This window comes from Streptomyces sp. NPDC058008, from assembly GCF_042886395.1.
In the GTDB taxonomy this organism is placed as follows: domain Bacteria; phylum Actinomycetota; class Actinomycetes; order Streptomycetales; family Streptomycetaceae; genus Streptomyces.
This window is the reverse complement of the sequence record NZ_JBHVQX010000009.1, coordinates 84744-105534: the sequence shown is the minus strand read 5'-3', so window position 1 is coordinate 105534 and position 20791 is coordinate 84744. Positions and strand designations below refer to the sequence as shown.

Below are 20791 nucleotides of genomic sequence, written 5' to 3'. Positions count from 1 at the left end.
GTGGTGACCGGTCCACCGGTCACCACGCCCGCCGTCCCTCTCCGGGCCGCAGTCCCGTTCCGGCGGTCCGGGGCACGGACCCCCCTGCCGGGAGCCGGGCGCAGTCCCTTGCCGCCGGTCCCGAGCAGCGCGGGGCGCCCGGGGCGGACGGCCATGCTCAGGGGTGTGGTGCCCGAAGCGCCGTACGGCGCCGGGTTGTCGCGCCCGAGTACGCGGCCCGTCGCCGGACGCCGTGCCGGGGCCGTGAGGCCTCGCCGTCGCGCCGTGCCCGAGCGCGGGGCCTGCCACCGGAGCCGTGCGCCCGGGGGCCGAGCGGCCCCTCGCCGTCGCGCCGTGCCGGGGCCGTGAGGCCTCGCGGAGAGTACGTGGCCCTCGTGCCGGGCCCGGCGCATCGCACGAGGGGGTCCCGGGCCCGCCGCACGGTGCGCCGGGAGGCCCGCCCCGGGCTCCGCGAGGTGCGGCCCGGGTCCGTCCCCTCACTCCCCGGGCGCGTCCTCGTACCGGGCGAGTGCCCGTCCGGCCGTCTCCGCCGGCAACGGGTCCGCGGTGCGGGCGAGTTCCCGCAGCAGCGGGACGGCCCGCGCGGCGAACGGCCCGGGGCCCGTGCCGGTGGGGGATCCGAGCCGTGCCAGCACGTCCGCCCCGAACGCCTGCCGCAGCGGGTCCGGGTCCGCCGTGCACGCGGCCGCCGCCCGGAACGTCTCCTCGTCGCCGCGCTGCCACAGCGCCTCCACCGCGACCTGCCAGTTGTCGAGCCCGGGGCCCCCGCCCCGCAGGGCGCGGAGTGCCAGTTCCCCGAACGGGGCCCGCAGGCCCAGTTCGGCCTCCAGGAGCGTGGCGACCCCCCCGTGCCCCGTCTGCAGATCCTGGCCCGCGAACGGCTCCCCGTCCCGCAGCAGTTCGACGGTGACGGTCACCCCGCCGTCCACCCGCGTGCGCCGCACCTCGCTCGTGTGCTCCCCGTCGCCGTACGCGCGCCGCAGTCCGTCACGCAGTTCCCGCTCGATGTCCAGACCGGCCATGCGCCTGGCTTCCTCCAGCGCGGGGGACAGGCCGCCGGCGCCGCCCCGGAGCAGGGCGCGCACGGTCCGCACCGAGCCGCGCCGGGCCGCGACCACCAGCGGGGACTCGCCCTGCCGGCCCGGCAGGTCCGGGTCCGCGCCGTGGGCGAGGAGGATCTCCGTGACCCGCGCGTGCCCCAGACCCGCCGCCCAGCGCAGCGCGGTGAAGCCGAGGTTCTCACTCAGGTCGGGCCGGGCCCCGGCGGACAGCAGCGCCTCGACGACCTCCGCGTGACCGCCGCACGCCGCCCCGCACAGCGGGAGATCGCCGGCCTCCGGACCGCTCGCCCGGTTCGGGTCCGCGCCCGCGGCCAGGAGCAGCCGGACCACGCCGGGCAGGTCCTGCACGGACGCCAGGTACAGCGCGGTCGTGCCCTCCTCGTCACCCGACTCGGCCGGCGCGCCCGCCCGCAGGGCGCGTACGACGGCGTTCTCGTCGTCGTACAGCGCCTCGAAGAGGCTTGTCGCACCCCCGCCAGGACCGTTCGTCATGCATCGACCCTACGGCCACCCCTCGGGGGCCGGTCCATCAGGTATCGCACTCCAGGACGGTGCGGCACAGCCCGCAGCGGGCCCGCGTGCGGCCCCTGACCGGGACCCGGACGCGCTGGTGGCAGGTGGGGCAGGCGAAGGAGACCCGGAGCCCGTCCGCACCGGTCTCGAAGGCGTACGGGAGGGACGGGTCGGAGGCGCTGCCCGGGTGGTCGGAGGCGTGCTTGCGTTCCTTCGCGTAACGGCGCCTGCCCGCCCAGCCGGCGGCCGTCAGCGGTGGCCGCCGGAGGTCGCGCAGGGCCTCCGCCCGCCCCTTGGTGTACGCCGTGTAGGCCTGCGGGCTGGTGAACCACACCGACGGGTCCTCGCCGAAGACCAGCGCGCGCTTGGCGAGCACGTACCCGAACTCCTCGGGGGTGAGATAGCCGAGCTTCTGGCTGGAGAGGGCGTCCTGGCGGAAGGCGTCCAGCAGCAGCCAGCCGGCGCCGAGGTAGGCGGTCACCGTGTCGGTGAGGATCTCGTTGTCGCGGGTGCCGGGGAGCTCCAGTCCCAGCCGGTGCAGCAGCACATGGGTGATCTCGTGCGCCAGCGCGGCCCCGATGTCCCTGCGGTGGGTACGGAAACGGTCGTTGAGCTCGATGAAGTACTCCGGCCCGGCGGTGAGTTCGACACTCGCCGCGTGTTCCATCCGCCGGAAGCCGACGACGATGCGGGCCTGCGGCAGCCGCAGGTGCCGCACCAGGGCACCGGCCACCCGCTGGGCTCCGGGGTGCAGGTCGTCCACGTCGGAGAAGGCGGCGTCGGCCGGGGCGAGGCTCGTCGCGTAGGCGTGCACACCGTCGGGGGAGATCCGCCGGTAGAGCGCGGTGATCGAGGACCGGACCGTGTCGAGGTGCGGGAAACCGTGGACGACGGGACCGCCCCCGCTGCCGTTACTGCCGTCGCTCACGACCGCACCCCCATCCATGGCCCTCAACGGACCTTCACTCTAGGCCGGGCCGGGGGAATCCGGCCGTTCCGCGAGAAGTGATCTTGGCCGGAAACCCTGCCTTGTGACAGCGGTGAGCGTGTCCCGATAATCGGATCGTTCTTGTCGGGGGCATGTCGAGAATCGGTCGGCTCCCGCCCCTGACCAGCACAAGTACGCCCGCACGCCTGCACCCACCCCCCGACCCCCCACACGAAAGCAGGCCAGCCCGTGAAGCAGCTTCTGCGCACGCTCAAGAGATGTTCCGTCATAGCCGCCGTGGCCCTCGCCACCCTCAGCCTCCAGCCCTCGAACGCCTCCGCAGCCCCCGCGCCGGTCGTCGGCGGCACCCGCGCCGCACAGGGCGAGTTCCCGTTCATGGTCCGGCTCTCCATGGGCTGCGGCGGCGCCCTCTACAGCCCGACCGTCGTCCTCACCGCCGCCCACTGCGTCAGCGGCTCCGGCAACAACACCTCCATCACCGCCACCGCCGGAGTCGTCGACCTCCAGTCGGCCTCCGCCGTCAAGGTCCGCTCCACCAAGGTCCTCCAGGCGCCCGGCTACAACGGCGTCGGCAAGGACTGGGCGCTGATCAAGCTCGCCCAGCCCATCGACCAGCCCACCCTGAAGATCGCCACCACCACCGCCTACGACAGCGGCACCTTCACCGTGGCCGGCTGGGGCGCCGCCACCGAGGGCGGCAGCCAGCAGCGCTACCTCCTCAAGGCCAACGTCCCCTTCGTCTCCGACGCCGCCTGCCAGCAGGCCTACGGCAGCGACCTCGTACCCAGCCAGGAGATCTGCGCCGGATACGTCAGCACCGGTGGCGTCGACACCTGCCAGGGCGACTCCGGCGGCCCCATGTTCCGCAAGGACAACGCCGGAGCCTGGATCCAGGTCGGCATCGTCAGCTGGGGCGAGGGCTGCGCACAGCCCGGCTACCCCGGCGTCTACACCCAGGTGTCGACCTTCGCCTCCGCCATAGCCTCGGCGGCCGCGACCCTCTGACCCCGCTCACCCCGCCGCGCCTCCGGGGGCACCCGTCCTGACGGGTGCCCCCGGCCCCAGTTCCACGAACGGTTCCCCCGCGTCCTCCAGCTCCAGCACCCACACCTCGTTGGCGCCCTCGCGGAGCACCGGACCCGGCACGTACAGCGTCCGGCCCGGCCCCACCGACCAGTAGCGGCCCAGGCAGAAGCCGTTCACCCACACGAACCCGCGTGTCCAGCCGGGAAGTTCCAGACCCGCGTGCCCCGTACCGGCCGCGTCCTCCACCTCGAAGGAACCCCGGAACAGACCCGTCCGTCCCACCGCCCCCGCCCCCCTGAACGGCACCCGGTCCACCGCCCCCGGCTCCTCGAACGCGTCCAGGCACAACGCCCGCGCACGCACCCCGTGCAGGAACTGCCGCTCGTGCAGCACCCCGCCCGTGACGCCCTTCGGCTCACCCAGCCGGGGGCCGTAGTTGACGCGCCCCAGCGACTCCACCCACAGCTCCACCTCGGCCGGGCCCGCCACCGGCTCCTCCAGCGTGTGGTCCTCCTCCGTCAGCACCCCCGCCCGCACCCCGTCCACGTACACCACCGCACGGTCCCGCAGACCCGGCGCTCCCAGCGGATACGCCTGCCGGGGCCCCGGAACCGCCACCCGGTAGCGCACCAGACCGCGGTCCACACCCAGTTCCTCGAACGTGGGCGGCACGCCCGACTCCGCCGTCTCCGGACCGCCCAGAGCCTCCAGCACGTCCGGCAGCGGCGCCCCCCGCGTCAACTCCACCCGCACCGGCCGGCGCAGCCCCACCGGCTCCGGGGGCAGCGCGGGCAGCGGACCCTCCCCGTACTCCTCCAGCACCTCGCGCATCAGCCAGAACTTCTCCGTGGGCCGCCCGTACTCGTCGACGGGCGCGTCGTAGTCGTACGACGTCACCGTCGGCACCAGCCCCTGATCCTGCAACGGACCCGAACGGTTGGCCCCCGACCACCCGGCGAAGTTCGTCCCCCCGTGCGCCATGTACACATTCACCGACGCCCCGCACTCCAGGATCTCCCGCAGTGCCTCCGCCGCCTCCGCCGGATCGCGCACCACGGGCTCGGCACCCCAGTGCTCGAACCACCCGCACCAGAACTCCATACACATCAGCGGCCCCCTCGGCCGGTGACGCCGCAGCACCGCGAACGCCTCCCGCGCCCCCGAACCGAAATTCGCCGTCGCCAGCAGCCCCGGCACCGAGCCGCCCGTCAGCATGTGGTCCTCCGGCCCGTCCGAGGTGAACAGCGGCACCGTCACCCCGCACCGCCGCAGCAGCTCCGCCACCTGCTCCAGATGCACCCGGTCCGAGCCGTAACTCCCGTACTCGTTCTCCGCCTGCACCATGATCACCGGGCCGCCCCGGGTGATCTGCCGCTCCACCACCTGCGGCAGCAACTCCCCGAACCAGCGCCCCACCGCCGCCCCGTACCCCGTGTCCCTGGTCCGCACCCGCCGGCCGAACCGCCCCGTCACCCAGGCCGGCAGTCCGCCGTTCTCCCACTCGGCACAGATGTACGGCCCCGGACGCACGATCGCCAGCAGCCCCGCCCCGTGCACCGCGTCCAGGAACCGGCCCAACGCGCCCACGTCCCGGAACTCCCCCTCCCGAGGCTCATGGAGGTTCCACGGCACATACGTCTCCACACAGGTCAGACCCATCGCCCGCAGCATCGACAAGCGGTGCCCCCACTGCGCCTCGTGCACCCGGAAGTAGTGCAGCGCCCCCGACAGCAACCGCACCGGCTTCCCACCGAGCAGGAAGTGGTCGTCCCCCACGCTGAAGTCAGTCATCGTGCTCGTACGCTCCTGTGTGCGAGATCCATAACGGCCCCACAGCATCGCGTCCCCGCGCCCGCCGGTCCATCCCTTGTCCACCGCGTCCACCGCACGCACCGCTCACCGGCCACCGGCCACCGGCCACCGGCCACCGGCCGGCATCCCGTCCGCGCCACCCCCGGCACCCGCCGTCGACCACCGCACGACCGGTGCGTCTAAGCTCGCTGACCATGACCACGAGCGACATCGACGAGTCCGTCACCGCAGAACTGAACCGGCTGCGCGAGAGCATCGACAACATCGACGCCGCAGTCGTCCACATGCTCGCCGAGCGCTTCAAGGCCACCCAGCAGGTGGGCCACCTCAAGGCCGAACACCACCTGCCGCCCGCCGACCCCGCCCGCGAGGCCCGTCAGATCGCCCGGCTGCGCCAGCTCGCCGAAAGCGCCAAGCTGGACCCCGCCTTCGCCGAGAAGCTGCTCAACTTCATCGTGGCCGAGGTCATCCGGCACCACGAACGCATCGCGGAGGAGTCCGCGGGCCCCGACGCCTGACCCCGGGCCCCTCGCGCCCGCCCCGGCCCCGCGCCGCGGCTGCGGGCCCGCACACACCGGCCCCGCCCCGTGACGCCGTGTGCGGACCTCTCGCCCCGTGACGCCGCGTGCGGACCCGGCCTGCGGGGTGAAGCGCTCCGGCCCCGGACCGTCCCAGGGCCGGGGCCGCCGCCTCCCGTGCCCCGCCTCGCGCATCCCGCCCGCCCCGCCTCCCGCGCCCCACCCGTGCGAGGCCGGCGCTCCGCCCTGCGAGAACCCCGCTGCACGGCCTCCGACCCGTACGGCAGCATGGGCGGCATGTCCGTACTGACGCGCAACGAAGCGCAGACCCGAGCCCAGCTCCTCGACGTACACCGGTACACGGTCGAACTCGACCTCACCACCGGTGAGCAGACCTTCGACTCCCGGACCGCCATCCGCTTCACCGCCCACACGGCCGGAGACACCTTCGTCGAGATCAAGCCGGAAACCCTGCGCTCACTCAGCCTCGACGGACAGCCCCTCGACCCCGCACGCCTCGACGACAACCGCTACCCCCTGGACCGCCTCACCGCGGGCCCCCACGAACTCACCGTCGACGCCACCATGCGCTACTCCCGCACCGGCGAAGGCATGCACCGCTTCACCGACCCCGCCGACGGCGAGACCTACCTCTACACCCAGCTCTTCATGGAAGACGTCCAGCGCGTCTTCGCCGCCTTCGACCAGCCGGACCTCAAGTCCGTGTTCGACCTCACCGTCACCGCACCCACCGGCTGGACCGTCCTCGGCAACGGCACCTCCACCCAGGCCGCCGACGGCCGCTGGACCATCGCCCCCACCCCGCCCATCTCCACCTACCTCGTCGCCGTCGCCGCCGGCCCCTGGCACTCCGTCACCACCCACCACGCCGGCCTCCCCTTCGGCATCCACTGCCGCCGCTCCCTCGCGCCCCACCTCGACACCGACGCCGACGAGATCCTCGACATCACCCGCGCCTGCTACGACCGCTACCACGAGAAGTTCGACGAGCCCTACCCCTTCGACTCCTACGACCAGGCCTTCGTCCCCGAATTCAACGCCGGAGCCATGGAGAACCCCGGGCTCGTCACCTTCCGCGACGAATTCGTCTTCCGCTCCGCCGTCACCGACACCGAACGCCAGACCCGCGCCATGGTCATCGCCCACGAGATGGCCCACATGTGGTTCGGCGACCTCGTCACCCTCACCTGGTGGGACGACATCTGGCTCAACGAGTCCTTCGCCGAGTACATGGGCTACCAGACCCTCACCGAGGCCACCCGCTTCACCGACACCTGGACCGACTTCGGCGTCACCCGCAAGGGCTGGGGCTACGACGCCGACCAGCGCCCCACCACCCACCCCGTCGCCCCCGACCCCGAGGCCGTCCCCGACACCGCCTCCGCCCTCCTCAACTTCGACGGCATCTCCTACGCCAAGGGCGCCTCCGCACTCCGCCAACTCGTCACCTGGCTCGGCGAGAAGGACTTCCTCGCCGGAATCAACACCCACTTCGCCCGGCACAAGTTCGCCAACGCCACCCTCGCCGACTTCATCGACAACCTCGCCACCGCCACCGACCGCGACGTCCACGCCTGGGCCGAGACCTGGCTCCGCACCACTGGCATCGACACCCTCACCGCCCAGGTCGAGAACACCGGCCACAGCTGGGAGCTCGCCGTCGACCGCGCGGGCAACCGCCCCCACCGCATCACCGTCGGCGCCTACGACCACAGCCTCGACACCCACACCGGCGCCGACCAGCTCACCCTGCGCGACCGCTTCGCCCTCGACATCCCCCAGGACGGCACCCCCGCCACCCAGCCCGGCCGGCGCCCCGACCTCGTCGTCCTCAACGACCACGACCTCACCTACGCCAAGATCCGCCTCGACCCCGACTCCTGGAACACCGCCCTCACCCACCTCTCCGGCATCCCCGACCCCCTCACCCGCGCCGTCATCTGGAACACCGCCCGCGACATGGTCCGCGACGGCGAACTCCACCCCACCGTCCACCTCACCGCCGCCCGCACCCACCTCCCCTACGAGACCGACCTCGCCCTCGTCCAGGGCGTCCTCGGCTTCGCCGCCACCCACATCGCCGACCGCTACCTCCCGCCCCAGGACCGGCCCACCGCCCTCGCCACCCTCACCTCCCTCTGCCGCGACCTCCTGCGCCGCACCGAAGGGCTCACCGCCAAGGACTGGGAACACGGCGCCGACACCACCGGCCCCGGCAGCCCCGACCCCGGCCTCCGCCTCACCGCCGTACGCCACTTCATCGACGCCGCCACCCAGCCCGACACCATCCAGGACTGGCTCCACGAAGGCACCGTCCCCGGCGGACCCGAACTCGACCCCGAACTCCGCTGGCGCATCCTCACCCGCCTCGCCGTCCTCGGCGCCACCGACGAGACCGCCATCGCCCGCGAACTCGACAAGGACCCCAGCGCGGCCGGCCAGGAAGGCGCCGCACGCTGCCGCGCCGCCCTGCCCGCACCCGAGGCCAAGGCAGCCGCCTGGCAGGCCATGTTCACCGACGACACCCTGTCCAACTACCTCTTCACCGCCACCGCCCAGGGCTTCTGGCAGCCCGAACAGAGCGAACTCCTCCACCCCTACACCGCCCGCTACTACCCCGACGCCATCGCACTCGCCGCACGACGCGGCCCCGCCATCGCCGAAGCGGCCGGACGCCACGCCTTCCCCGTCCACATGGTCGACCCCGACAGCATCCACCTCGGCGAACGCGCCCTCGCCGACCCCGCACTCACCCCCGCCCTGCGCCGCAAGCTCACCGACCAGCTCGACGACACCCGCCGCGCCCTGGCCGTACGCGACGCCCACTGACGGCGCCCGCCCGGCACGGCTGCCCGCCGAACCAGGGCCCCGGCCGCACCCCGGTCACCCGCCGACCGGGGTGCGGCCGGACACGGGCCCCGAGCAGGAGCTCACCATGACGCCGATACGCGCGTGCCCGCCGAACACCGGACGCCCGCCGGTCCGGGGCCCCCGCACGCCGGCCCGGGGCCGTCGGCCGCTCGCCGGTCCGCGACCTCGCACCGCACCACCGGCCCGTGTCCCACCGCCGTACGCCCGGCCGGACGTCACCGTCGTACGCCCGCCCGGGTCAGGCATCAACAGCCCTCAGCCATACGGCCGTTCGGCTCCGGGCCCGGCCGAGGGCCGGCTGCCCGGCGGCCGGGAGACCGTGCGCCGGGCAGCGCCCACCGCCGTACGCCCGCAGCCCCGGGGCGCGCCGTCCGCAGCCGCGCCCACCACCGGCCGCCCCGCCGTACCACCCACGCCGACGTGCCCGCCCCCACCGAGGAACGGGGCACACGTATGCGAACAACGAACGCTTATACCAGCTCGAAGACCCCCGGCGCTGCCACACCGAGCCGCAGTACCCCTTTCGGGTTCAGATCGTTGGGCTCTTCGGCCGCCTCCTCCGCACTCCGGACAAGCTGGCAACACCGCCCCCGCGTTCCGAAGGACCACATCACCCATGCCCACCCCGCCCCTCGCCGGAGGCACCGCAGGCCCCGCCCACCTGCGCCCCCTCATCGACACCGTCCTCACCGCACTCCACGACGGTGCCACCCGCCGCAACGGTCCCCTCCCCGCCGGCGGCCCCGACACCGTCACCCATCACCTGCACCACACCACCGGCCCGCTCATCCCCGACCAGGGCACCGGCGCCCACCACGCCCTCCGCACCCTGGTCACCGCCCTCGCCCAGGGGGCCGCCGACCCGGCACACCCCCACTGCGCCGCCCACCTCCACACCCCGCCCCTCGCCCTCGCCGCCGCGGCCGACCTCGCCGCCTCGGCCCTCAACCCCTCCATGGACTCCTGGGACCAGGCGCCCGCGGCCTCCGCCCTGGAAGCCGCCCTCACCACCGCACTCGCCACCGAGGTCTACCCCCACACCCCGAAACCCGACTCCCTCATCACCACCGGCGGCACCGAGGCCAACCAGCTGGCCCTCCTCCTCGCCCGCGAACGCCACGGCCCCGTCCAGACCATCTGCGCCGCCAACGCCCACCACAGCATCACCCGCGCCGCCTGGCTCCTCGGCCTCCCCACCCCGGTCGTCATTCCGGCGCCCACCGGCGTCATGGACCTCACCGCACTCCGCGACGCCCTCCTCCGCAACGACGGGCCCCTCCTCGTCGCCGCCACCGCCGGCACCACCGACACCGGCCGGATCGACCCCCTCACCGACATCGCCGACCTCACCACCACCCACGGCGCCGAACTCCACATCGACGCCGCGTACGGCGGCCCCCTCCTCTTCAGCCCCACCCACCGCCACCACCTCCGCAGCCTCCACCGCGCCCACAGCGTCACCCTCGACCTGCACAAACTCGGCTGGCAGCCCGCATCCGCCGGCATCCTCGCCGTCCCCGACCACCACTACCTCGACGTCCTCCACCACCACGCCCCCTACCTCAACGCCGACGACGACACCGACGCCGGCCTCCCCGACCTCCTCGGCCGCTCCCTGCGCACCACCCGCCGGCCCGACGCCCTCAAGATCGCCGTCACCCTCCAGGCGCTCGGCCGCAACGGACTCGCCGACCTCATCGACCGCACCGTCGCCTCCGCCCACCACCTCGCCGACCTCGTCGACGCACACCCCGCGCTCGAGCTCCACGACCACCCCACCATCAGCACCGTCCTCTTCCGCCCCACCCACACCGACGACACCACCGTCGCCACCATCCGCCGCACCCTCCTCAACCAGGGCCACGCCGTACTCGGCCGCGCCCGCGCCGACGACCGGCTCTGGCTGAAGGCCACCCTCCTCAACCCCCACACCACCCCCGACGACCTCCAACGCCTCCTGACCCTCGTCACCCACGCCCACGCCGGCGCCACCAAGGAAGGCAGCACCCTCCGATGACCGACCGGACCACCCCCGAAGGCGACCGGACCCACGACCTCATCGGAATCGGCCTCGGCCCCTTCAACCTCTCCCTCGCCGCCCTCGCCCACGGCATCCCCACCACCTCCGGCAACCAGCCCCTCACCACCGCCTTCTACGAACAGCGCCCCGCCTTCCACTGGCACCCCGGCCTCCTCATCGACGGCGCCACCCTCCAAGTCCCCTTCCTCGCCGACCTCACCACCCTCGCCGACCCCACCAGCCCCTGGACCTTCCTCAACTACCTCCGCACCCGGGACCGCCTCTACCCCTTCTACTTCGCCGAGCAGTTCCACATCCACCGCGCCGAGTACGACGCCTACTGCCGCTGGGTCAGCGAACAACTCCCCACCATCCGCTTCAACCACCGGGTCGACGCCATCCGCTGGAACCCCGACCACCAGCACTTCGACGTCGACCACACCCGCCTCGACCCCGACGGCGAACCCCTGGGGCCCGGCCGCACCCGCACCCGCCACATCGCCCTCGGCGTCGGCACCGCACCCTTCATCCCCGAACCCCTGCGCCCCCTCGCCGAAGCCCCCGACGTCTCCGTCATCCACTCCGCCGACTACCTCCACCACCGCGAAGAGCTCCTCCGGGCCGACCACATCACCGTCATCGGCTCCGGCCAGTCGGGCGCCGAGATCTTCCTCGACCTCCTCCGCGCCCGCCCCCGGGGGATCGAGAAGATCCACTGGCTCGCCCGCACCCAGGCCTTCGCACCCATGGAGTACTCGAAGCTCGGCCTCGAACACTTCACCCCCGACTACACCCGCTACTTCCACGCACTCCCCGAACACGTCCGCGACACCCTCGTCCCGCAGCAATGGCAGCTGCACAAGGGCATCGACACCGACACCATCTCCGCCATCCACGACGAGCTGTACCGACGCACACTCCACGGAGGCTGGCCCGACGCCACCCTCACCCCCGGCGTCAGCGTCCGCACCGCGGGCCGCCTCTCCGGCAGCGGCAACCGCATCGAACTCCACCTCGAACACACCCAACAGGCCACCCGGAGCCGCCTCACCACCGACGCGGTCGTCCTCGCGACCGGCTACCGGGAGCGCCCCCTCGACACCCTCCTCACCGGCATCGCCCCCCACATCCGCCGAGACACCCAGGGCCGCCCCCGCATCCACAGCGACTTCCGGCTCGACCTCGACCCCGCCCTCACCGGCAACATCTACGTACAGAACGCCGAACGCCACACGCACGGAGTCGGCGCCCCCGACCTCGGACTCGCCGCCTGGCGCAGCGCCACCATCCTCAACCACCTCACCGGCACCACCCCCTACCCGCTGCCCGGACGCACCGCCTTCACCACCTTCGGCCTCACCCCCCACCCCACCCCCACCGTCCCCGGACAGGGCAACCCGCTCACCCCCCTCACCCGGGACCACTGACGACACGGCAAGGCGGCCGCCCCCCGAGGAGAACGGCCGCCACTCCACACCATCCGGCCGGAAAACCACCGGCCGGAACGGACCGGACAGCGCCCGACCCGTACCTCACCCGGCTAGAACACCGGCACGCCATCCCGCGTCAGACGCCAGTCCACCGAGGCGAACTCCGCCGGATCCACCGAACCCTTCGCCTGCACCCACCCGATGATCGTGTTCCGGATCTCGTCCGAATTCGCCCACAACTGCTTCGCACCCGGCACGTGCGGGAAGTTGCCCCCACCGCTCGCCCGGTAGTTGTTCACCGCGAACACGAACTGCGCCGCCGGATCCACCGCGGCACCCTCGAACGACAGCCCCACGATCCGCGAACCCACCGGCTTCGCGATGTCGATGTCGTACGTCACGCCCGACACCACGTCGTAGTTGTAGTCCGGGATGTCCTCCGCGTTCGTCAGCTTCGCCGTGTCCACCGGCGTACCGGCGGCGGTCCGCACGTAATACCGCGCCGAATACTCCAGGTAGTCCTTCAGCTGAGCGCCCGTCAGAAGCCGTGCCTCCAGCGTGTTCTCGAACGGGTACAGCCCGGCCGCGTCCTTGATCGTCACCTTGCCCGCGGGAATCGCCGCCGTACGCGAGAAACACGCGGCCTGCGACAGCACCGGCAACGCCGCGTACTCGCCACCCGCCAGCGCCGCCTTCACCGTCTCCGCCTGCACCAGATTGATCAGATCGATGACCGGCTCGTCCTTCCACGGCGCGTCCGCCGTGGACATCGCCGCCACCGACGTACCGATCACCTGGTTCACGTACGCCACCACCTTCGTGTGCTCATCCCCGAGCAACGACGTGATCCGCGGGTCCTCCTCCACGGTGTTCGAGTTCAGCACCGAAGCACCGACCTTCTCGACCACCCAGCGGCCCTTCTCCCACACCAGATCGAAATCGAACAGCGTCAGTCGCTGCCCCCACTTCAACGGCTCCGAGAGAACGACCTTCTTCCCCGTCTTCTTGTTGGTCACGAAATACTCAGGAATCTCCGAGTGCGCGTGACCCACCAGGATCGCGTCGATCCCCGGCACCTGCTCCGCCACCAGGCCCGCCGCGTTCTCCACGTACGGCAGCTGGTCCCCGTACGACGACGTGCCCGACGAACCCGAATGCGCCGAGACGATCACGACATCCGCACCCATCGAACGAAGCTTCGGCACCCACTTCGCCGCCTGCTCCTCAAGACCCGGGAACACCATCTTCCCGCCCACATTCGCCTTGTCCCAGATCGCGATACCGGGATTCGTCAGCCCGAGAACGGCCACCCGCACATCACGGCCGTGCGGCGTGCGCACCCGCTTGATCACATACGGATCGAACGCCGGCCGCAACGTCTTCGCGTCCAGCGCATTCGCACCCAGCAGCGGGAAATCGCACTGCTCCTCGAACTTCCGCAGCACCGGAATACCGTAATTGAACTCGTGATTCCCGAGCGCCGCGGCGTCGTAGCCGATCTTGTTCATCGCCTGCGCCATCGGATGCACCGGACCACGCTTCGCCGTGATCGGATCGATCTTCGCGTAGTAGTAGGACAGCTGAGTGCCCTGGATCGTGTCACCCGCGTCGATCAGCAACGTGTTCCGGCGGCCCCGGTCCGCGCGGATCCGGTTCACCAGCGTCGAGATCTTCGCCAGCCCCACATCGTTGTGCGCCTTGTCGTCGAACTCCTGGTCCGTGAAGTAGTCCCAGTTGAAGACGTTGCCGTGCAGGTCGGTCGTCCCCATCACCGTGAACGAGTACCGCTTCGGCGGACGCCCGTGGCCCTGCCCCTTGGGCCCGGAGGCCGCCGCAGGCCCCGCACCGACCCCTCCCGCCAGCGCCACACCCGCACCGGCGACAGCCGAACGGCCCAGAAACGTCCTACGGTTCAACGGCATCCTTGACTCCTCGTTCGTACGAACAACGCGCGTAGATTCTGGCCCAGCCACCCCCACCCGCAACACCCCGTCCAGGTTTCGATCTGGTGACCGACAGCCACCGCGCACCCCACGGGCCCCTCGGCGCACGCTCATCGGAGCGGCCCTCCGCGCAATTCGGCAGTCGGCAATAACCCTTCATCCAAAGGCCGTTGACCAGTCACGCGGAGACAAATACCTACCCACAGGTAAGGTCTAGGGTCGAAACATGCGCCGAGCAAAAATCGTTTGTACCCTGGGACCCGCAACCGACACATACGAGCAGATCAAGGCACTCGTCGAAGCGGGAATGGACATCGCCCGCCTCAACCTCAGCCACGGCAGCTACGCCGAACACGAAGAGCGCTACCACCGCGTGCGCAAAGCGTCCGAAGAGGCCGGCCGCAGCGTGGGAATCCTCGCCGACCTCCAAGGCCCGAAGATCCGTCTCGGCCGCTTCGCCGAAGGACCCGTACTCCTCGAACGCGGCGACGACTTCACCATCACCGTCGAACCGATGGAAGGCGACCGCACCACCTGCGGCACCACCTACGACGGCCTCGCCGCCGACGTCACCGCCGGCGAGCACATCCTCATCGACGACGGCCGCGTCACCCTCCGGGTCACCGAGGTCGACGGACCCCGCGTCCACACCACCGTCGTCGAAGGCGGCATGGTCTCCGACCACAAGGGACTCAACCTCCCCGGTGTCGCCGTCTCCGTCCCCGCGCTCTCGGACAAGGACATCGAAGACCTCCGCTGGGCCTTGCGCACCGGCGCCGACATCATCGCCCTCTCCTTCGTGCGCACCGGACGCGACATCGACGACGTCCACCGCGTCATGGACGAGGAGGACCGCCGCCTCCCCGTCATCGCCAAGATCGAGAAGCCCCAGGCCGTCGACAACATCGACGACATCGTCGCCGCCTTCGACGGCATCATGGTCGCCCGCGGCGACCTCGGTGTCGAAATGCCCCTGGAGCAGGTCCCGATCGTCCAGAAGCGCGCCATCAAGCTGGCCAAGCGCAACGCCAAGCCGGTCATCGTCGCCACCCAGATGCTCGACTCGATGATCGACAACTCCCGCCCCACCCGCGCCGAGGCCTCCGACGTCGCCAACGCCGTCATCGACGGCACGGACGCCGTGATGCTCTCCGGCGAGACCAGCGTCGGGAAGTACCCCGTCGAGACGGTCCGCACCATGGCCCGCATCGTCGAGGCCGCCGAGGAGGACATCCTCGCCAAGGGACTCCCGCCCCTCACCGACCGCAACAAGCCCCGCACCCAGGGTGGCGCGGTCGCCCGCGCGGCGGCCGAGATGGGCGACTTCCTCGGCGCCAAGTTCCTGGTGGCCTTCACCCAGAGCGGCGACACCGTCAAGCGCCTCTCCCGCTACCGCTCCCCGATCCCGCTCCTCGCCTTCACCCCGGACGAGGCCACCCGCGCCCAGCTGAACCTGACGTGGGGCGTGGAGACGTTCCTCGGGCCGCACGTGGACTCGACGGACGCGATGGTGGCGCAGGTCGACGAGGAACTGCTGCGGATCGGCCGCTGCCGGAAGGGCGACACCGTGGTCATCACGGCCGGGTCCCCGCCCGGAGTGGCCGGCTCCACGAACCTGGTACGGGTGCACCGCATCGGCGAGGACGACAGCCCGAAGTAACGGTCGTCGGTACTTCGGCCCGACGTGAGCGTCCATGCGTGCCACGGACGCCCGTCGGGCTACGGAGACGGTGAGCGGGTTGCTGCCGCGGGCGAGGGTGGTCCACCCAGCGGCTTGCGGATGTCGTCGGACGTGGTGGTGAAGAAGTACCCGGGGTACTCGTAGCGCTTGCGCTCCCCGCCGGCAAGGCGAGTGGACCGGTCGCTGACCCGTTGCCGCCGGAGTGGATGAGGCCGGGGACGACATCCCGCGGGTGGGCGTCCACGATCTGCTCTTGCGCCGTATCGATGGCGATCTTGCGCTCGTGCTTCTCTCCAGGGCCGTGCTGAGGGGGAAAGCAGGGCCCATGCTTGCTGAAGCTGGCCTGCTCGCTGACGGAGTTCCGGCTGAAGCCCTGGGCGGCTGGGGCCAAAGCGCGCTTGCGCGTATCAAGGTCGCACACGGTGGCGATGCTTGTTCGGTCGCAGGGCTGTGGCTTGGGGAGCGCGGTTCTTCACACGTTCATGTGAACTTCCGCCGTTCCGCTTGATCCTTGGAATCGAAGGAAAAGTGCCCCAGGTGGGATTCGAACCCACACTGTCCGCTGTTTGAGAGCGGCCTCTCTAACCAGTTGGAGTACTGGGGCCTTGGAAAGGAAGGGCTTCTCCTGCCCTGCGTAGTGTCACCATATCGTAGCTAGGTAGGCTCGTGGGAGCTGTACCTGCCCTGAAACAAGGAGCCCCCGTGACCACGCCCGAGTCGCCCCAGCCCGTAGACGCCGCCGACGACGACAAGTCGCACGTCCCGCCGCTGACGACCCGCGTCGTCATCGCCGAGGACGAGGCGCTCATCCGCCTCGACCTCAAGGAGATGCTGGAGGAAGAGGGGTACTCGGTCGTCGGCGAGGCCGGGGACGGGCAGCAGGCCGTCGAGCTGGCCCGGGAACACCGTCCCGACCTCGTGATCCTCGATGTGAAGATGCCGGTCCTCGACGGGATCTCCGCCGCGGAGAAGATCGCGGAGGAGTCCATCGCCCCGGTTCTGATGCTGACGGCGTTCTCGCAGCGCGACCTCGTCGAGCGGGCCCGGGACGCCGGGGCCATGGCGTACCTCGTGAAGCCGTTCAGCAAGAGTGACGTGGTGCCGGCCATCGAGATGGCGGTGTCGCGGTTCGCGGAGCTGAAGGCGCTGGAGAGCGAGATCGCGGACCTGTCACAGCGGCTGGAGACCCGGAAGCTGGTGGACCGGGCGAAGAGCATCCTGCAGACGGACTACGGGCTGTCCGAGCCGGCCGCGTTCCGGTGGATCCAGAAGACGTCGATGGACCGCCGCATGTCGATGCAGCAGCTGGCGGAGGCGCTGATCGAGGACGCCGAGGAGAAGAAGAAGGCGGCCGAGTAGTCGCGCGGGTGTGAACGGAGAAGGCCCGCCCCCGGGTGTCCGGGGGCGGGCCTTCCGCGTCGTACGGGTGCTCAGTCCTCGCCGAGGTAGGCCTTGCGGACCGACTCGTCGTGGAGGAGGTCGGCGCCCGTGCCGGAGAGGACGACCTTGCCGACCTCCATGACGTGGCCCTGGTCCGCGAGGGAGAGGGCGGCCTGGGCGTTCTGCTCGACGAGCAGGATCGTGGTGCCCGACGCCTTGAGCTCGACGATGGTCTCCATGATCTTCTGCATCATGATCGGCGAGAGGCCCATGGAGGGCTCGTCGAGCATGAGCAGTTTGGGCTGGGACATGAGCGCGCGTCCCATGGCGAGCATCTGCTGTTCGCCTCCGGAGAGGGTTCCGGCGGCCTGCTTCCGGCGTTCCCCGAGGATGGGGAAGAGGTCGTAGGCGCGCTGGACGTCCTTCTCGATGCCTGCCTTGTCGCTGCGGAGGTAGGCGCCGAGGAGGAGGTTCTCGGCGATCGTCAGCCGGGGGAAGATGTGGCGTCCCTCGGGGGAGTGGGCGATGCCCAGGGAGACGATCTTGTGTGCCGGGATGCCTGCCAGCGGCTTGCCCTCGAAGAGGATGCGTCCGCCGGCGGGCTTGAGGAGTCCGGAGAGGGTGCGCAGGGTGGTGGTCTTGCCCGCGCCGTTGGTGCCGATGAGGGTGACGACCTGGCCGGCCTCGACGGTGAAGGAGATGCCCTTGACGGCTTCGATCTTGCCGTAGGCGACGCGGAGGTCCTCGACCTCGAGCAGTGCGGTCATCGGGTGTCCTCCTCCTCGGTGCGGGTGGTGCCGGTGTCGTCGGTGGCGGCGGGTGTGGCCGCCGTGTCCGTCGTGGCCTTGGTGTCCGTGGTGCCGGTGGCCGCCGCCGAGGCTTCGGCGGCTTCGACCTCGGCGGCCTCCTCGGCGCCCGGGGCGCCTTCGAAGGGGGTGCCGAGGTAGGCGGCGACGACGCGTTCGTCGCCCTGGACGACGGGGGCGGTGCCCTCGACGAGTTTCTCGCCCTGGACGAGGACGGCGACGCGGTCGCACAGGTTGAAGATGAACCGCATGTCGTGCTCGATGACGAGTACGGCGATGCCCTGGTCCCGGATGGCGAAGATGAGTTCTTCGGTGACGCGGGTTTCCTGGGGGTTCATGCCGGCGGTGGGCTCGTCCAGGAGGAGGAGGCCGGGGTCGCTGGCCAGGGCGCGGGCGATCTCCAGCTTGCGCTGGTCTCCGTAGGGGAGGTTCCGCGCGAGGTGGTCCGCCTTGTCGGCGAGGCCGATGAACTCCAGGAGTTCCATGGAGCGTTCGCGGCTGGCGTTCTCCGCCTTCCTGTAGCCGGGGAGGCGCAGGAGGGCGGACCAGAGGCCTTCCTTGGTCCTGGTGTGGCGTCCGACGAGGACGTTCTCCAGGACGGTCATGTTCGCGAAGAGGCGGATGTTCTGGAAGGTGCGGGCGATGCCTGCCTGGGTGACGAGGTGGGGCTTGGGCGGCAGGACGGTGCCCTTGTAGCTGACCTGGCCCTCGGTGGGGACGTAGAGGCCGGTGAGGCAGTTGAAGAAGGTGGTCTTGCCGGCGCCGTTGGGTCCGATGAGGCCGACGATCTCGCCCGCGTTGACGGTGAGGTCGACGTCGCGCACGGCGGTGAGGCCGCCGAAGCGCATGGTGACGCCGCTGGCGTCGAGGACGGTGGTGCCGGTGGTGGGTGCGTCTGTCTTGGTCATGGTGGTCACGCCCCCGCCTTCGTGGTGCCGGCGGCTGTGTCGGTGAGTGGTGTGTCCGGTGGTACGTCGAGCTGGCCGGTCTCGTGGAACTCGAGCTGCTTCCTGCGGTCGGCGACGAGGCCTTCGGGGCGGAAGCGCATCAGGAGGATGAGCGCGATTCCGAACAGGAAGAGCTGGTAGTCCTGCATGAACTGCAGCTTGGCCGGGATGAGGTAGAGCAGTGCGGCGCCGACGAGGGGTCCGCTGAGGGTTCCCATGCCGCCGAGGATGACGGCGGCGAGGAGGAACGCGGAGTTGGGCGGTACCGAGCCGGCGAACTGGTACTGCTCGGGGGTGACCGTGTAGGAGACGTGTGCCTGCACGGTTCCGGCGAGTCCGGCGAGGGTGGCGCCGAGGGCGAAGGCCAGCAGCTTGAGCCGGAAGGCGTTGATGCCCATGGCGGTGGCGGCGGTCTCGTCCTCGCGGATGGCGACCCAGGCGCGGCCGATGCGGGACTCTCCGGAGCGTCGGAAGACGAGGACGACGACGGCGGTGAAGAGGAGCATCAGCAGGTAGTAGTTGGCGGACCTGCCGAGGGTGAAGCCGCCGACGTCGTGGCTGATGCCGAAGTCGAAGCCGAAGAGGTTGAGGTCGGGGATGCTGGGGATGCCCTGGGAGCCGTTGGTGAGGTCGGGACCGCTGACGCCGTTGAGGGCGTTGACGGTGAGCCGGAAGATCTCTCCGAATCCGAGGGTGACGATGGCGAGGTAGTCGCCGCGGAGGCGGAGTGTCGGGGCGCCGATGACGACGCCGAAGACGAGTGAGGCCGCTGCTCCGGTGAGGACGGCCGCCCAGAAGGGGAACTGGACGCCGATGGGGGAGAGGGGGCTGCCGGAGACGAGCGCCGCGGCGTAGGCGCCGACGCCGAGGAAGGCGACGTAGCCGAGGTCGAGGAGTCCGGCGAGGCCGACGACGACGTTGAGGCCGAGTGCGACGGTCGCGAAGATGAGGATGTTGGCGCCGATGAGGGCGTATTCCTCGTTCTGCTGGGTGAAGGGGAAGCAGAAGGCTGCGACGAGTGCGGCGCACAGGGTGACGTTGCGGTGCTTGGAGGTCAGCGCGGTGACGCGGGCGATGAGTCCGGCCCGGGTGAGTGCGGTGAATCCGAAGGCGACGGCGATGACGTAGCCGATGAAGAGTTCGGCGTACTCGGTGTCGATGCCGTAGGTGAAGACCCAGAGTGCGACGCCGAAGGCTCCGGCGATGATGAGGATCTCGGCCCAGGACGGGAGTGCCTTGGCGCGCCGGATCTCACGGGGGCTGGAGCCGAGGCGGATGTAGCGCCAGAGCGGGTAGGTGATGAGCCCCGTGATGATGGTGAGCGCGACGAAGTTCGGCCAGCTCCATTGGGGCAGCGATTCCTTGGTGTGCCGGTCGAGCGGCAGACCGAGGGCGCTGATCACGGTGAGGAGCGAGACCACCATGGCGACGAAGCCGCCGGGTTCGAGGTTGGCGAGTCCGCCGAGGTCCACGGCGATCGCGATGGTGGTGAACCAGGTGGTGGCGAAGGCGCCGAGGGCGGCGAGGAAGATCGCGTTGTTGCTCTGCGAGGGGTTGAGCCAGCCCAGGCCGCGTATGCCGTAGCCGGCGACGGCGAAGAGCAGGGTGAGTGCCGCGCTGATGAGGGTGAGGACCTGGAGGCCGCCGGGGTATCCGTAGACGGTGAGGTCGCCGGGGAAGGCGTCGGTGTAGGTCCAGGCGAGGAAGGTGGAGGCGACGGTGAGTGCTGCGCCTCCGACGGTGGCCGCGCGGGCGGCCGCCGTCGGGAGGGCGATGACCGGGGTCGTCTCGGTGGTGTGGGTGGTCATGGTCA

The 20791-nt window shown here is 71.0% G+C and carries 14 protein-coding genes, 1 tRNA gene and 1 pseudogene; 7 read left to right on the top strand and 9 right to left on the bottom strand.

The features are described 5' to 3' along the window. Positions 1-476: 476 nt before the first annotated feature. Together ACFVS9_RS11560 and ACFVS9_RS11555 are read right to left on the bottom strand one after the other, a co-directional pair. On the bottom strand, positions 477-1553 hold the full coding sequence (locus ACFVS9_RS11560) for an ankyrin repeat domain-containing protein (protein ID WP_389931582.1): 1077 nt from the start codon (positions 1551-1553) through the stop codon (positions 477-479). A gap of 37 nt (positions 1554-1590) precedes the next feature. After that, positions 1591-2520 (bottom strand): hypothetical protein, encoded by a 930-nt coding sequence (locus ACFVS9_RS11555; protein WP_389931580.1) that lies wholly within the window; start codon positions 2518-2520, stop codon positions 1591-1593. Between the two features lie 231 nt (positions 2521-2751). On the opposite strand from ACFVS9_RS11555, the gene ACFVS9_RS11550 reads away from it, so the two are divergent. Next, the gene (locus ACFVS9_RS11550) at positions 2752-3528 is read left to right on the top strand and encodes a S1 family peptidase (protein ID WP_383118303.1); all 777 of its coding nucleotides are present in this window, start codon (positions 2752-2754) and stop codon (positions 3526-3528) included. A gap of 6 nt (positions 3529-3534) precedes the next feature. On the opposite strand, the gene ACFVS9_RS11545 is transcribed toward ACFVS9_RS11550, so the two are convergent. Next, complete coding sequence (locus ACFVS9_RS11545) at positions 3535-5340, bottom strand: beta-galactosidase family protein (RefSeq protein ID WP_389931578.1); 1806 nt, start codon at positions 5338-5340, stop codon at positions 3535-3537. Positions 5341-5555: 215 nt separating this feature from the next. Between ACFVS9_RS11545 and ACFVS9_RS11540 the strand changes: the two genes are divergently transcribed. From ACFVS9_RS11540 to ACFVS9_RS11525, 4 genes are all read left to right on the top strand, one after another. Further along, positions 5556-5879 carry a chorismate mutase gene (locus ACFVS9_RS11540; protein ID WP_383118305.1) on the top strand — a complete coding sequence of 108 codons (324 nt, stop codon included), beginning with the start codon at positions 5556-5558 and terminating at the stop codon, positions 5877-5879. 297 nt (positions 5880-6176) lie between these two features. After that, positions 6177-8729, top strand: coding sequence for an aminopeptidase N (gene pepN, locus ACFVS9_RS11535; RefSeq protein ID WP_389931576.1), 2553 nt, complete (start codon positions 6177-6179; stop codon positions 8727-8729). Positions 8730-9387: 658 nt separating this feature from the next. After that, the gene (locus tag ACFVS9_RS11530) at positions 9388-10788 is read left to right on the top strand and encodes a pyridoxal phosphate-dependent decarboxylase family protein (RefSeq protein ID WP_389931574.1); all 1401 of its coding nucleotides are present in this window, start codon (positions 9388-9390) and stop codon (positions 10786-10788) included. Further along, on the top strand, positions 10785-12218 hold the full coding sequence (locus ACFVS9_RS11525; protein WP_389931572.1) for a lysine N(6)-hydroxylase/L-ornithine N(5)-oxygenase family protein: 1434 nt from the start codon (positions 10785-10787) through the stop codon (positions 12216-12218). The genes ACFVS9_RS11530 and ACFVS9_RS11525 overlap by 4 nt, the downstream gene beginning before the upstream one ends. A 113-nt stretch (positions 12219-12331) precedes the next feature. On the opposite strand, the gene ACFVS9_RS11520 is transcribed toward ACFVS9_RS11525, so the two are convergent. After that, the gene (locus ACFVS9_RS11520) at positions 12332-14143 is read right to left on the bottom strand and encodes a bifunctional metallophosphatase/5'-nucleotidase (RefSeq protein WP_389931570.1); all 1812 of its coding nucleotides are present in this window, start codon (positions 14141-14143) and stop codon (positions 12332-12334) included. A gap of 247 nt (positions 14144-14390) precedes the next feature. Here ACFVS9_RS11520 and pyk point away from each other — a divergent pair, with 247 nt between their 5' ends. Further along, the gene (gene pyk, locus ACFVS9_RS11515; RefSeq protein WP_389931568.1) at positions 14391-15824 is read left to right on the top strand and encodes a pyruvate kinase; all 1434 of its coding nucleotides are present in this window, start codon (positions 14391-14393) and stop codon (positions 15822-15824) included. A 9-nt stretch (positions 15825-15833) separates the two neighbouring features. On the opposite strand, the pseudogene ACFVS9_RS11510 reads toward pyk, so the two are convergent. Further along, positions 15834-16185, bottom strand: a pseudogene (locus ACFVS9_RS11510) (transcriptional regulator); the annotation flags it as partial. Between the two features lie 189 nt (positions 16186-16374). Next, positions 16375-16449 (bottom strand) — tRNA-Leu (locus ACFVS9_RS11505). Between the two features lie 98 nt (positions 16450-16547). Between ACFVS9_RS11505 and ACFVS9_RS11500 the strand changes: the two genes are divergently transcribed. Beyond that, on the top strand, positions 16548-17204 hold the full coding sequence (locus tag ACFVS9_RS11500; RefSeq protein ID WP_356533686.1) for a response regulator: 657 nt from the start codon (positions 16548-16550) through the stop codon (positions 17202-17204). Positions 17205-17275: 71 nt separating this feature from the next. Here the strand turns inward: ACFVS9_RS11500 and ACFVS9_RS11495 are convergent, their stop codons facing one another. From ACFVS9_RS11495 to ACFVS9_RS11485, 3 genes are read right to left on the bottom strand one after another with little or no spacing between them, the layout of a single operon-like run. After that, positions 17276-17992: an ABC transporter ATP-binding protein gene (locus ACFVS9_RS11495; protein ID WP_383118910.1), complete on the bottom strand. Its 717-nt coding sequence runs from the start codon at positions 17990-17992 to the stop codon at positions 17276-17278. Then, the gene (locus ACFVS9_RS11490; RefSeq protein ID WP_383118911.1) at positions 17989-18939 is read right to left on the bottom strand and encodes an ABC transporter ATP-binding protein; all 951 of its coding nucleotides are present in this window, start codon (positions 18937-18939) and stop codon (positions 17989-17991) included. Before ACFVS9_RS11490 ends, ACFVS9_RS11495 begins: the two co-directional genes overlap by 4 nt. 5 nt (positions 18940-18944) lie before the next feature. Continuing rightward, on the bottom strand, positions 18945-20786 hold the full coding sequence (locus ACFVS9_RS11485; RefSeq protein ID WP_389931676.1) for a branched-chain amino acid ABC transporter permease: 1842 nt from the start codon (positions 20784-20786) through the stop codon (positions 18945-18947). Between the last annotated feature and the right edge of the window lie 5 nt (positions 20787-20791).

Bases quoted from the DNA above. Each gene is read 5' to 3' on its own strand.
- ACFVS9_RS11560 (WP_389931582.1), bottom strand. From the start codon at position 1,553: ATGACGAACGGTCCTGGCGGGGGTGCGACAAGCCTCTTCGAGGCGCTG.
- ACFVS9_RS11555 (WP_389931580.1), bottom strand. From the start codon at position 2,520: ATGGATGGGGGTGCGGTCGTGAGCGACGGCAGTAACGGCAGCGGGGGC.
- ACFVS9_RS11485 (WP_389931676.1), bottom strand. From the start codon at position 20,786: ATGACCACCCACACCACCGAGACGACCCCGGTCATCGCCCTCCCGACG.
- pyk (WP_389931568.1), top strand. From the start codon at position 14,391: ATGCGCCGAGCAAAAATCGTTTGTACCCTGGGACCCGCAACCGACACA.
- ACFVS9_RS11495 (WP_383118910.1), bottom strand. From the start codon at position 17,992: ATGACCGCACTGCTCGAGGTCGAGGACCTCCGCGTCGCCTACGGCAAG.
- ACFVS9_RS11490 (WP_383118911.1), bottom strand. From the start codon at position 18,939: ATGACCAAGACAGACGCACCCACCACCGGCACCACCGTCCTCGACGCC.
- pepN (WP_389931576.1), top strand. From the start codon at position 6,177: ATGTCCGTACTGACGCGCAACGAAGCGCAGACCCGAGCCCAGCTCCTC.
- ACFVS9_RS11540 (WP_383118305.1), top strand. From the start codon at position 5,556: ATGACCACGAGCGACATCGACGAGTCCGTCACCGCAGAACTGAACCGG.
- ACFVS9_RS11530 (WP_389931574.1), top strand. From the start codon at position 9,388: ATGCCCACCCCGCCCCTCGCCGGAGGCACCGCAGGCCCCGCCCACCTG.
- ACFVS9_RS11520 (WP_389931570.1), bottom strand. From the start codon at position 14,143: ATGCCGTTGAACCGTAGGACGTTTCTGGGCCGTTCGGCTGTCGCCGGT.
- ACFVS9_RS11525 (WP_389931572.1), top strand. From the start codon at position 10,785: ATGACCGACCGGACCACCCCCGAAGGCGACCGGACCCACGACCTCATC.
- ACFVS9_RS11545 (WP_389931578.1), bottom strand. From the start codon at position 5,340: ATGACTGACTTCAGCGTGGGGGACGACCACTTCCTGCTCGGTGGGAAG.